The organism is Zoogloea oryzae (assembly GCF_030161255.1).
In the GTDB taxonomy this organism is placed as follows: domain Bacteria; phylum Pseudomonadota; class Gammaproteobacteria; order Burkholderiales; family Rhodocyclaceae; genus Zoogloea; species Zoogloea oryzae.
The window spans coordinates 106,734-119,101 of the sequence record NZ_BSPX01000003.1; the positions used below are offsets into that span (position 1 = coordinate 106,734).

The following is a 12,368-nucleotide window of genomic DNA, read 5'->3' on the forward strand; positions in this document are numbered from 1 at the left end:
CTCAGGCGAGGTTTGAATCTCCTGCTGCGGGCGGCGCTTCCAGCCCCGGCAGGATTGCCGCTGCGGCAGCTTCCAGCGCGGCGGCGCCCCCATCAGTAGGGGGCAACGCAAGACGGCGCAACACGCCGCCAATCCGCACATCCAGCCCTTCCCTGTCGATACCCACAACCGCCACCCCAGGCGGAACCTGGCACTCCAGCCGGGCCACAAGCCCAGCCTCGGTATCCGGATCGAGCGCCGCGGCCGGCGCCTCGGCGGCAAGCCAGCCCATCCGGCCAAAGCCGCCGACGAAACGCGCCTTGTCGGGCTCCAGGCGGAAGAAACGGAAATCCCCCAGCTCAAGATACAGCGCGGATTCCGGGCTATAGCGCACGTAGCGCTGGCGGGACGCCTCGTCCAGATCAACCGGCTGCACCCGGCCCAGCAAGGTCAGACGGGCCTGAGCCAGATTGATGCCATCCCCTTCGGTCACCAGCAAGCTGGCCCGCGGGTCGGCCAGCAGGTTGCGCGTATGCTCGGCAAGCCCGCTGATGAGAAACACCGGCCGGCCGGAAGCATCCGACACGAAAGGCACGGCGCTCACGAAGGGAAAGCCCGGCATCGCCACCGAGTGGGTGCCCAGCGCCCCGCTGCGGCTTTGCCGCAGCAGCGCGCGGACTTCGGCGTAGTCGATCTTCACTGCCGCTGACGGCGTGCCTCGAAGAGGCACAGACCGCTCGCCACCGACACGTTGAGGCTCTCCACCGTGCCGTACATCGGAATGCTCACCAGCTCGTCGCAGGTTTCGCGGGTCAGGCGGCGCAGGCCGTCGCCTTCGGCGCCCAGCACCCAGGCGATCGGGCCTTTCTGGTCGACTGTGTAGATGGATTTTTCAGATTCCCCCGCCGCACCCAGCACCCACACGCCGGCTTCCTGCATCTCACGCAGGGCCCGGGCCAGGTTGGTGACGGTGATGTACGGAACGGTATCCGCCGCGCCGCTCGCTACCTTCACCGCGGTGGCGTTGAGCCCCACGGCCTTGTCCTTGGGGGCGATGACGGCGTGGGCGCCGGCTGCGTCGGCCACCCGCAGGCAGGCGCCGAGATTGTGAGGATCCTGGATGCCATCAAGAACCAGCAGCAGCGCGGGCTCGGTGAGACCGTCGAGCACGTCGTCGAGCTTGAGCTCCTTGCGACGGCCGTCGACGCGGGCCACCACGCCCTGATGGCGGCGGGTGCCGACCATCTTGTCGAGGCGATCGCCTTCGGTCGGGATCAGGCGGGTGCCAAGCTGCTCGGCATGGCGGACGAGATCCCGCGCGCGCGGGTCGCTCCGCTTGGAATCGGTGTAGATCTCGAAGATCGCTTCCGGATCATGGCGGAGCTTGGCGAGGACGGCGTGAAAGCCGTAGATGAGACGGGAACTGGCAGTGTTATCAGACACGTTTTGCTTTCTTCTTTGCGGCGCCCGTCGCTGACTTGCGGGGCTTTGCGGTCTTGGAGGCCGCCTTGGCAGGCTTGGCGCTCGGGCTTGCCTTCGGCTTGGCGGCCTTGGGCTTGGCGGCGGATTTCGTGGCCGGACGCGCTACGGGCTGCTCGGCCGGTTGCTGCGCAGGCTTTGCGGCAGACTTGCGGGCTGCAGGCTTAGCCTTGGCAACCGGCATCTCGGGCGGCGCAACCGCAGGCGTAACGGCAGGTACCACAGCGCTTGCGGCCTCGGTCTTGCCCCGCCGACGCCGCGCGGGCGCCTCGACAGCGGCCGGAGCCGAAGCCTTTGCAGCCTGATCCTTGACGGTCTTGCCAACCCGCTCGGTGGCGCGCGCCGGGCCGGTGATGATCCGGAAGTCAATCTTGCTGGCTTCCATGTTCACCCGCACCAGCTGCACCCGGACCCGGTCCGACAGGCGATAACGCTCGCCGGTCCGCTCGCCCACCAGGCTGTGATGGGCGTCGTCGTAGTGGAAGTAGTCGTTGCCGAGATCGGAAATGTGCACCAGGCCTTCGACAAAAACGTCGTCCAGGGCCACGAAAAGGCCGAAAGGTACCACCGCCGAAACGCTGCCGTCGAATTCCTCGCCGATCCGGTCCTGCATGTAGTAGCACTTGAGCCAGTTTTCCACGTCCCGGTCGGCCTCGTCGGCGCGCCGCTCGGTCATCGAGCAGTGCATGCCGATGGCCTCCCAGTCGCCGGCGTCCTGGGCCGGCACGTAGCGCTCGCCGTTCAGCACGGCCTTGATCGCCCGGTGGACGAGCAGATCGGGATAACGGCGGATCGGCGAGGTGAAGTGGGTGTAGGCGTCGTACGCCAGGCCGAAGTGACCCACGTTGTCGGGGCTGTACACCGCCTGACGCAGGGAGCGCAACATCACGGTCTGGAGCAGCTGCAGATCGGGGCGGCCCTGGATCTGTTCGAGCAGGCGCGCGTAATCACCGGCCTTGGGCTCTTCGCCACCACCCAGCTGGATGCCGAACTCGGCGAGGAAGTCCCGCAGCTTCGCGAGCTTCTCCGGCGTCGGGCCTTCATGCACCCGGTAAAGCGCAGGATGCTCGTTGGCCTGGAGGAAATCCGACGCGCAGACGTTGGCAGCCAGCATGCACTCTTCGATCAGCCGATGGGCGTCGTTCCGGCTCTCCGGCACGATCTGGGCGATCTTGCCGTTATCGTCGAAGATCATCTTCGTTTCCTGCGTCTCGAAGTCGATCGCGCCACGCTTGGCACGGGCTTTCAGGAGCACGCGGAAGAGCTTGTCGAGGTTCTGCAGGTGGGGCAGCAGTTCGCCAATCACCTCGAGGGCCGCCGGATCGTTGTCATACAGCGCGGCGGCCACCTGGTTGTAGGTGAGCCGCGCCTTGGAGAACATCACCGCCGGATAGAAGCGATACTGCTTGACGACGCCGGTCTGGGAGATCGCCATGTCGCACACCATGCACAGGCGCTCCACCTGCGGGTTGAGCGAGCACAGACCGTTGGAGAGCTTCTCCGGCAGCATCGGGATCACCCGCCGCGGGAAATATACCGAGTTGCCCCGGTCGTAAGCCTCGCCATCCAGCGGCGAACCCACGGTGACGTAGTGGGACACATCGGCGATCGCCACCACAAGGCGGAAACCGCGGCCCTGGCGTTCGCAGAACACGGCGTCGTCGAAATCCCGCGCGGTCTCGCCATCGATGGTGACCAGCGGCAGCTGGGTGAGATCCTCCCTGCCCTTCCAGTCCAGCTTGCGGACCTTCTCGGGGAGCTTCCGCGCCTGGGCCTTGGCGTCGGCCGAAAACTCGTGGGGCAGCTCGTGCTTGCGCAGCGCGATCTCGATTTCCATCCCCGGATCGGCGTAGTTGCCGAGGGTTTCGACGATGCGCCCGACAGGCTGAGCATAGCGGGTCGGCTGCTCGACAAGCTCGACCACCACCACCTGCCCGGCCACCGGCTTGGACTTGCTCTTGCCCGGCGCCAGCAGGATCTCCTGCGAAATGCGGCGATTTTCGGGCACAACGAGAGTTACGCCGTTTTCCACCAGTACGCGGCCGACGATGCGGGTATTGGCCCGCTCCAGCACCTCAACGAGCTTGCCCTCAGGGCGACCGCGGCGATCCTGCCCTGCGATCCGGACCATCACCCGGTCGCCGTGGAGCACCTCGCGCATCTCGTTGGGGCCGAGGAAGATGTCCGGATGCTCGTCGTCGGTCACGACGAAGCCGTAGCCATCCGGATGACCCTGGACGGTGCCACGGATCAGGTCGGCCTTGGCCGGCAGCAGATAGGCACCGCGCCGGTTGCGCATGACCTGCCCGTCGCGCTCCATGGCGCGCATGCGGCGCTCGAAGAATTCAAGTTCTTCGGGAAGGATGTCGAGGGCCGTCGCAACGTCCGGAAACGGCATCGGCACGCCCTGCTCGGCGAGAATCTGGATGATGAACTCGCGGCTGGGCAGCGGGAAATCGTATTTCTGGATTTCGCGCTCGAAGAAGGGGTCGCTGCGACGCAGCTTGCTGAGTTTTTTGATGTTATTGGACTTGTAAGTTGACACGTGTTCTTTCTAATCTATAATGGCGCCTTCGTTGCCCAGATGGCGAAATTGGTAGACGCGCTAGTTTCAGGTACTAGTGCCGCGAGGCGTGGAGGTTCGAGTCCTCTTCTGGGCACCAAGTTTCAGGAAAGCCGATCGATTTGTCGATCGGCTTTTTGTTTTGTACTTCCGCTCAGCCTGCACCACAAAGCACTGGACGCGCGTGACCCGGGCCACACTCATCGGGGCCCCGCCAGTAGGCAGGTGAAGGTCACGGAGGATTTGCATTCGCATTAGACTTGTCTATAATAGCGGCTTCGCTGCCCAGATGGCGAAATTGGTAGACGCGCTAGTTTCAGGTACTAGTGCCGCGAGGCGTGGAGGTTCGAGTCCTCTTCTGGGCACCAGAATACACAGGAAAGCCGATCGATTTTTCGATCGGCTTTTTGTTTTTCTGCCACGCAGCGCCATGACATGGCCTCACCTGCGGTGAAACCTGCTTGACGGAAAACGGGGATTCTTGCGGGAGGATGTTCAGGGTCTTGTGCCCTACCCTGCCCCACAGCCCGACCGGGCCGCAAGGCAAGACAGGTTTGACGACGCGCGAGATCAGGCGCCGAAGGGGTGACGCTTGAGGATGGTCTCGTCCCGCTCGGGGCCGGTCGAGATCACGTCGATCGACACTTCACAGATTTCCTCGATGCGGTGCAGGTAGGCGCGAGCCTCCGGCGGCAGCGCATCCCAGGTCTGGGCGCCAAACGTGGTGCCGCTCCAGCCGGGCATGGTTTCGAGGATCGGCTCGCAACGGGCGACTTCCTCGGAGCCCATCGGCAGCAGATCGATGCGCTTGCCGTCGAGCATGTAGCCGACGCACAGCTTGAGTTCCTTCAGGCCATCGAGGACGTCCAGCTTGGTGATGCACAGGCCGGAAACACCGTTGATGATGATCGAGCGCTTGAGGGCCGCCAGATCCAGCCAGCCGCAGCGGCGCTTGCGCCCCGTCACCGTGCCGAACTCGCGGCCGACGGTGGACATCTGATAGCCCGGCGTACCTTCGGTCTCGAAATCCAGCTCGGTCGGGAAAGGACCGCCGCCCACGCGGGTGCAATAGGCCTTGGTGATGCCCAGCACGTAATGCAGACGGCCCGGGCCAACGCCGGAACCAGCCGCCGCCTGGCCTGCCACGCAGTTGCTGGAAGTGACGAACGGATAGGTACCGTGGTCGATGTCCAGCAGCGTGCCCTGGGCGCCTTCGAACAGCAGGTTGCCGCCGTTCTTGTTGATGGCGTACAGGTCGGCCGACACATCGGTGACCATCGGCAGGATTTCCTGCGCATCAGCCATGGCTTGATCGAACTCGGTCTGGAAATCGACCGGCTCGGCGCCCAGGTATTGGGTCAGCACGAAGTTGTGGTATTCAAGGTTCTCAGCCAGCTTCTCGGCAAAGCGCTTCGGATCGAGCAGATCGTAGACGCGCAGCGCACGACGGGCCACCTTGTCTTCGTAAGTGGGGCCGATGCCCTTGCCGGTGGTGCCGATCTTGCTGCCGGCGCTCTTCTTGGCCTCGCGGGCACGATCGACGGCGGAGTGGTAGCCGAGGATCAGCGGACAGCCCGGGCTGATCTTCAGGCGATCACGCACCTTGATGCCACCGGCCTCAAGGCCGCGAACCTCAGCCAGCAGGTGATGGACATCCAGCACCACGCCGTTGCCGATGAAGCACTCCACGCCCTCGCGCACGATGCCGGACGGCACCAGGTTGAGCTTGTACTCGGTCGTGCCGACGACCAGCGTGTGGCCCGCGTTGTGGCCACCCTGGAAACGGACCACGCCCTGCGCCTGATCGGTGAGCCAGTCGACGATCTTGCCCTTGCCTTCGTCGCCCCACTGGGTACCGACAACCACTACGTTCTTTGCCATTTGATTACTCTCCCTGAAGCGGTTCAACCTGCCAGGCACCGCCCCGCAGAACAAGACGCCGGTCACAGCCGGCCTCACGCCACGTGCCTTCATGGCCGGGCAATTCAATCGTCACACTCTCGCCGGCGGCGCGCAGACCCGCAACCGCCTCGGCAAAACCCTGCTCTCCTCCATCCCGCGCGAGGATGGCCCCCGCCGGAAGCGGATCAGCCACCTGGGTCGCAAGCTCCCGCAGATCGAGGCTGAAACCCGTTGCCGGGCGGCCACGACCAAAGGCGCGCCCGACGCTGTCGTAACGCCCCCCCAGCGCCAGCGCCACGGGGGAATTGCCGCCGTAGGCCGCAAAAACCACCCCGCTGTGGTAGTGATAACCACGCAAGTCGGCCAGATCGAAACTGATCGGCAAGCCTTGCAAGCGGATCGCCAACTCCTCAAGATCGTTCAGCGCGGACTGGATCTCAGGCTCCGCCGGCATGATCTGGCGTGCCTTGGCGAGCACCTCGGCACCGCCGTAGAGGGTCGGCAACGCAAACAGCGCCGCGCGCAGCTCACCCGGAATATCACCGAGCAGATCCTGCAGACCGGGCAGATCCTTTGCCTGCAGGCAGTCGAAGAGCGCTTCTTCCTGTTGGGGCAGCAGCCCTGCCTTGCCAGCCAACGCCTTGAACAGCCCAACGTGCCCCAGATCGATGCGGGACGTGCCCACACCAGCGATCTGCAAGGTCTCGGCGAGCAGGCGGATCACTTCAGCGTCCGCCTCGATACCCGCGTGGCCATAAAGCTCGGCACCCAGCTGGAGCGGCTCGCGGGTGGCGGTCAGGCACGAGGGCATCGCGTGGGCAACGCTGCCGCAGTAGCACAGACGCGCCACGCCCTTGCGGTTGAGCAGATGCGCATCAATGCGCGCCACCTGCGGCGTGATGTCGGCGCGCACGCCCATCGTCCGGCCGGAAAGCTGGTCGACGAGCTTGAGCGTCTTGAGATTCAGATCCTGGCCAGCGCCCGTGAGCAGCGACTCGAGGTATTCGAGCAGCGGCGGAGCGACGAGCTGGTAGCCGTTCAGGCGGAACGCATCGAGGAGACGACGGCGCAGATCTTCCAGTTTTGCCGCCTCTGCGGGCAGGGCATCCTGGATGTATTCGGGTAGAACCCAACGCAACATGGGTAAAGCGCCTCAGGTAAAGACTAACAAAATGACGAGGCCGAGAAGCATCGAACCAAGGCCGACGAAGCGGATCTGCCCGTCGGCCAGCCGGATCAGGCGGGTGAAAGTCTCCCGCCAGGTGGCTGGTGCAACGAAGGGGATGATGCCCTCGAGCACCAGCATCAAGGCAAACGCCAGGATCAGGGAACGCCCCATTATTTCCCGTTCTTGCCGCTCTTTGACGACTCCGGCGCAGCCTGCGCGCGACCACCCGCCGACTTGAGATACTTGAAGAAATCAGAGTTCGGCTCGATCACCATCACGTCGGACTTGCTCTTGAAGGTGCTGCGGTAGGCTTCGAGGCTCCGGTAGAAGGCATAGAACTCGGGGCTCTGGCCAAAAGCCTGGGCATAGATCGTCGACGCCTTGGCGTCGCCCTCGCCCTTGATCTTCTGGGCATCCCGATAAGCCTCGGCAAGGATTACCTCGCGCTGCTTGTCGGCATCAGCCTTGATCTTCTCAGCTTCGGCACCGCCCTGGGAACGCAGCTCGTTGGCAACCCGCTTGCGCTCGGCTTCCATCCGGCGATAGACGGATTCGGAAACCTCGGCCGGCAGATCGACCCGCTTGAGGCGCACATCGACGATCTGGACGCCGATCTTGCGGGCGTCGAGATCCGCCTTGCTGCGCATCTCGTCCATGATCTTGTCCCGCTCGCCGGACACCACTTCATGCACGGTGCGCTTGCCGAACTCCTCCCGCAGGCCGGCATTGACGGTCTGCTCGAGGCGGGTTTTGGCGCGGGTTTCATCGCCGCCAACCGAGATGTAGTAAAGCTTGGGATCGACGATCCGCCACTTCACGAACAGGTCGACCAGCACGTTCTTCTTTTCGGAAGTGATGAAACGCTCGGGCTCGGACGTATCCAGCGTGAGGATGCGCTTGTCGAAATACCGTACGTTCTGGATGAGCGGAATCTTCAGGTGAAGGCCGGGCTCACTGATCTGCCCTTTCACCTCACCCAGCTGGAAGACCAGCGCGTGCTGGCGCTGATCCACCGTGAACAGACTCATCGAGAGGATCGCGAAGACGAACAGGCCGACGCCTGCGAAGAATGGAAGACGGTCACGCATCAGCGATCTCCCCGCTCACGGTTGCGGGTGGATTCCCGGGTACGCGCTTCACCCGAGAGGGCATCCGGCCGAGGCGGAGCGGCGCCCTCGACCACTGCCGGCATCTGGGCCGGACGCGCCGCAGCTGCCGCCGGATCGCCAACCGCGGCGGCCGGCGCCTGAGCGGCGGTGGCCTGGATCAGCTTGTCGAGCGGCAGGCTCAGCAGATTGCTGCTGCTTCTGGTATCCACCAGCACCTTGGACGAATTGGTAAACACCTGCTGCATGGTTTCGAGGTACATCCGCTGACGGGTCACTTCGGGCGCCTTGGCGTATTCGGCGTAGATCTGCTTGAAGCGCGACGCATCGCCCTCGGCCTGGGCCACCACGCGGTTCTTGTGGGCATCGGCCTCTTCCATCAGGCGCGAGGCCGCACCACGGGCGCGGGGAATCACGTCATTGGCGTAGGCCTGGCCTTCGTTTTTCTGACGCTCACGATCCTGGCCCGCCTTCACGGCATCGTCGAAAGCCGACTGCACCTGCTCGGGCGGCTGGGCGTTCTGCATCGTCACCTTGCTGACCTGGATCCCGGTGGCGTAGCGGTCGAGGATGTCCTGGGTGAGCTTCTGGGCGTTGGCCGCCACCTGCTCGCGACCTTCGTAGAGCACGAAGTCCATCTTGCTCTTGCCGACGATCTCGCGCACTGCGGTTTCGGCGGCCTGGATCACCGAGTCATCCGCATTGCGGTTGTTGAAGAGGTACTGCTGCGGATCCTTCAGGATGTACTGCACCGCGAACTGGATGTTCACGATGTTCTCATCGTCCGTCAGCATCAAGGCTTCCTTGAGCACCTTGTTGCGCTCGGAGCCGCGGTAGCCGATCTCGACGGTACGCACGCCGGTGAGATTCACCAGCTCGTGGGTCTGGATCGGATACGGCATACGCCAGCGCAGGCCCGGCTCGGTCGCCTCGATGAAGCGGCCGAACTGCAGGACGATGCCCCGCTGGCTTGCATCGACGATATAGAAACCACTCGCCAGCCAGATCACTGCCGCGAACGCCGCGATCAGGCCGATGCCGCCGCCGAACTGACGGAAGTTCATCTCGGGCAGGCGATTGCCGCCGTCACCGCCGGACCCACCGTTGCCCAGGCCGCCACTGCGCCCGAACATGCCGGACAGCCGCCGGTTAAAGTCTCGCCAGAGCTCTTCGAGATCGGGCGGACCCTGATTGTCGCCGCCGCCGCGATTGTCGCCGCCGCCGCGATTGCCCCATTTGGGATCGTTGAGAGACATGAGGATGCCTGAGATCACAGTAATAATCCGCTCCGGGAATGGTTGAAGTCCAGCCCCCTCAAAAGGGTTCCGGACTTTCCGATGCGGCAGCCAGGGCTGCCTTGTGTTCCAGTGCCACGTCGGTCAGAACCTGACGCAGCAACTCGAGCCCTTCGCCGGTGCGGGCGCTGAGCAAAACGCGCGTGATCTTACCACAAGCATCCTGCTGGACCTCCGGACTCGCCAGCGTGGCGTCGATCTTGTTCCAGACCTGGATCTGAGGAAGGGTGCCGGCGCCGATCTCTTCCAGCACCGAATTGACCGCGGCGATTTGCCCTTCCCGATCTTCACTGGCCGAATCCACCACATGCAGCAGGAGGTCGGCAGCTGCCGTTTCCTCGAGTGTTGCGTGGAAGGCAGCCACCAGCGAATGCGGCAGATCACGGATGAATCCGACCGTATCGGACAGCACGATGTTCCCCGCCTCACCCAAATAAAGCCGCCGGGACGTGGTATCCAGCGTGGCGAACAGCTGATCGGCGGCATACGCGCCGGCCTTCGTCAGGGCATTGAACAACGTGGATTTGCCCGCGTTGGTATAGCCGACGAGGGAAACCGAAAGCACATCCCGGCGCTCCCGGGCGCGTCGGCGGACCGAACGCTGGCGCTCGAGCTTGGCGAGACGATCTTTGAGAAGCTTGACGCGCTCACCCAGCAGGCGACGGTCGGTTTCGAGCTGCTTCTCACCCGGACCACGCAGGCCAATACCGCCCTTCTGGCGTTCAAGGTGAGTCCAGCCTCGCACGAGGCGGGTGGACAGATGCTGCAACTGGGCGAGTTCAACCTGAAGCTTGCCCTCGTGGCTCTTGGCGCGCAGGGCGAAGATGTCGAGGATCAGCGCCGAGCGGTCGACAACCCGGCAGTTGAGCTTGCGCTCGAGATTGCGCTGCTGCGCCGCGGTGATGTCGTGATTGAAGATGACGATGTCGGCCTCGTTCATCTTGGCCACCAGACCGATCTCCTCGGCCTTGCCCTTGCCCACGTAATGGGCCGGATCGGGCGCCTGACGACGTCCCTGGACGACACCGACGACGGTCGCTCCGGCGCTTTCGGCCAGCAGCGACACTTCAGAAAGACGTTCTTCTATCCCGCCCTGACCGAAATCGACCTGAACAAGGAGTGCCCGCGTACCCGAGGCCGGCCGTTCAAGCATGCCGGGCCCCGGATTCGTGTTGGCCGCGAACGGGCCAGATCATCAGCCCGATCAGCTTGCGGCCTCGTTCTGTTCCTGCTGGATATTGACGGGGCGAGCCGGCACCACGGTGGAGATGGCATGCTTGTAGACCATCTGGGTGACGGTGTTCTTCAGGAGGACCACGTACTGATCGAAGGACTCGACCTGCCCCTGCAGCTTGATGCCATTCACGAGGTAGATCGAAACCGGCACGTGTTCGCGCCGCAGGGCGTTGAGGAATGGATCTTGAAGGAGTTGCCCCTTGTTGCTCATGGTAGAACCTCTATGGTTGTAGTTTTGAATAATTATAGAGCGACTTGCTGCAGTGCCACATTAGCACCGAGGATCGCTGTTGGTGTGGAAATCGGTTCGTCAATCCCTGTTGGCGTAGGGGTTGTGGGAAGACCTGAATTGTATCCTCAGGGGCGTTCCCTGCAATTTGAACGCTTCCTGGAAGGTGCGTTCAAGGTAGCGAGTATATGACGGAGGCACGTGATCGAGCGCACTGCCGTGCACCACGATCACCGGCGGATTCATCCCGCCCTGGTGGGCGTAGCGCATCTTGGGCCGGAAACCGCCGTGTCGCGGCGGCTGCTGCTTGAGCACGGCGTCAAGCAGCAAGCGGGTGAGCTTCGGCGTGGCGAGCTTGGTCATCGCGGCCGCATAGGCGCCATCGACAGCCTTCAGCATCGGCACGATACCCTGCCCCTTCAGCGCGGAAACATAAAGGAAACGCGCAAAGCCCAGGAAAGGCAGCTTGCGTTCGATGTCTTCCTTGATGCGCTGACGGCGGTAATCATCCACCGAATCCCATTTGTTGACGGCAACAACCAGCGCCCTGCCCGCCTCGACGACAAAGCCGCCGATGTGGGCGTCCTGGTCCGAGATCTCCTGGCTGGCGTCGAGGACAAGCACCACCACATTGGCTTGCTCGACGGCCTGCAGGGTCTTGATGACCGAAAACTTCTCGACCGCCTCGAAGACCTTGCCGCGTTTGCGCAGACCGGCAGTGTCGATCAGCGTGTAGTGCTGGCCATTGCGTTCGAAGGGCACCTCGATGGCGTCGCGGGTCGTACCGGGCATGTCGAAGGCGATCACCCGCTCTTCGCCGATCAGCGTATTCACCAGCGTGGACTTGCCCACATTGGGGCGGCCGACAATGGCGACCCGCGGACCCGACGACGACGCTTCGTCGTCTTCCGGATCTTCCGGGAAGCTTTCGAGGATCAGCTCCATCAGGGACGTGACGTTGTCACCGTGGGCCGACGAGATGCAGAGCGGATCACCCAGGCCAAGCTGATGGAACTCGGCGGAGACCATCGCCCGGTTCATGCCTTCGGCCTTGTTCACGACAAGGAAGGTCGGCCGGCCGGCACGGCGCAGGCGCACGGCGATCTGCTCGTCGTGGGGCGTCAGGCCGCTGCGGGCATCCACCATGAAAAGCAGCGCATCGGCTTCGGCGATGGCCTGCTCGGCCTGCTTGGCCATCTCATGGACGATGCCTTCCTTGGCCACCGGGTCGAAACCGGCGGTATCGACCACGAGGAATTCCCGCTCCGCGGCACGGCCGAGACCGTAGCGACGATCGCGGGTGAGCCCGGGAAAATCGGCCACGAGGGCATCCCGGGTCTTGGTAAGGCGATTGAACAGGGTTGACTTGCCCACATTGGGGCGTCCGACGAGGACTAGGGTGGGTTTCACG

Annotated in this window: 11 protein-coding genes and 2 tRNA genes; 2 read left to right on the forward strand and 11 right to left on the reverse strand. The window is 63.8% G+C overall.

The annotated features are described in order from the left end of the window. Position 1: 1 nt before the first annotated feature. The 3 genes from QQK25_RS02425 to rnr are packed head-to-tail and all read right to left on the reverse strand — an operon-like array spanning position 2 to position 4,003. Positions 2–679, reverse strand: coding sequence for a HugZ family pyridoxamine 5'-phosphate oxidase (locus tag QQK25_RS02425; RefSeq protein WP_284186574.1), 678 nt, complete (start codon positions 677–679; stop codon positions 2–4). Continuing rightward, a complete protein-coding gene (rlmB, locus tag QQK25_RS02430; protein WP_284186575.1) occupies positions 676–1,422 on the reverse strand; it encodes a 23S rRNA (guanosine(2251)-2'-O)-methyltransferase RlmB in 747 nt (248 codons plus the stop codon). Before rlmB ends, QQK25_RS02425 begins: the two co-directional genes overlap by 4 nt. After that, on the reverse strand, positions 1,415–4,003 hold the full coding sequence (gene rnr / locus QQK25_RS02435; RefSeq protein ID WP_284186576.1) for a ribonuclease R: 2,589 nt from the start codon (positions 4,001–4,003) through the stop codon (positions 1,415–1,417). The genes rlmB and rnr overlap by 8 nt, the downstream gene beginning before the upstream one ends. A gap of 33 nt (positions 4,004–4,036) precedes the next feature. Here rnr and QQK25_RS02440 point away from each other — a divergent pair. Together QQK25_RS02440 and QQK25_RS02445 are read left to right on the forward strand one after the other, a co-directional pair. Further along, positions 4,037–4,121: transfer RNA gene (locus tag QQK25_RS02440), tRNA-Leu, on the forward strand. A 183-nt stretch (positions 4,122–4,304) separates the two neighbouring features. After that, positions 4,305–4,389: transfer RNA gene (locus tag QQK25_RS02445), tRNA-Leu, on the forward strand. 202 nt (positions 4,390–4,591) lie between these two features. On the opposite strand, the gene QQK25_RS02450 is transcribed toward QQK25_RS02445, so the two are convergent. The 8 genes from QQK25_RS02450 to der all read right to left on the reverse strand — a co-directional run bounded on the left by QQK25_RS02450 (position 4,592) and on the right by der (position 12,367). Continuing rightward, the gene (locus QQK25_RS02450) at positions 4,592–5,902 is read right to left on the reverse strand and encodes an adenylosuccinate synthase (RefSeq protein WP_153160973.1); all 1,311 of its coding nucleotides are present in this window, start codon (positions 5,900–5,902) and stop codon (positions 4,592–4,594) included. 4 nt (positions 5,903–5,906) lie between these two features. Then, a complete protein-coding gene (locus tag QQK25_RS02455; protein ID WP_284186594.1) occupies positions 5,907–7,061 on the reverse strand; it encodes an ATP phosphoribosyltransferase regulatory subunit in 1,155 nt (384 codons plus the stop codon). Between the two features lie 15 nt (positions 7,062–7,076). After that, complete coding sequence (locus tag QQK25_RS02460) at positions 7,077–7,262, reverse strand: DUF2065 domain-containing protein (protein ID WP_284186577.1); 186 nt, start codon at positions 7,260–7,262, stop codon at positions 7,077–7,079. After that, entirely contained in the window at positions 7,262–8,179 is a 918-nt protein-coding gene (gene hflC, locus QQK25_RS02465) for a protease modulator HflC (protein WP_153160971.1), read from the reverse strand. Before hflC ends, QQK25_RS02460 begins: the two co-directional genes overlap by 1 nt. Beyond that, positions 8,179–9,453 carry an FtsH protease activity modulator HflK gene (gene hflK / locus QQK25_RS02470; protein ID WP_284186578.1) on the reverse strand — a complete coding sequence of 425 codons (1,275 nt, stop codon included), beginning with the start codon at positions 9,451–9,453 and terminating at the stop codon, positions 8,179–8,181. Before hflK ends, hflC begins: the two co-directional genes overlap by 1 nt. Positions 9,454–9,511: 58 nt before the next feature. Then, positions 9,512–10,645 carry a GTPase HflX gene (gene hflX / locus QQK25_RS02475; protein WP_284186579.1) on the reverse strand — a complete coding sequence of 378 codons (1,134 nt, stop codon included), beginning with the start codon at positions 10,643–10,645 and terminating at the stop codon, positions 9,512–9,514. Between the two features lie 51 nt (positions 10,646–10,696). After that, complete coding sequence (gene hfq / locus QQK25_RS02480; protein ID WP_079434940.1) at positions 10,697–10,939, reverse strand: RNA chaperone Hfq; 243 nt, start codon at positions 10,937–10,939, stop codon at positions 10,697–10,699. A 99-nt stretch (positions 10,940–11,038) separates the two neighbouring features. Further along, positions 11,039–12,367, reverse strand: coding sequence for a ribosome biogenesis GTPase Der (gene der, locus QQK25_RS02485; protein ID WP_284186580.1), 1,329 nt, complete (start codon positions 12,365–12,367; stop codon positions 11,039–11,041). Position 12,368: the final 1 nt, after the last annotated feature.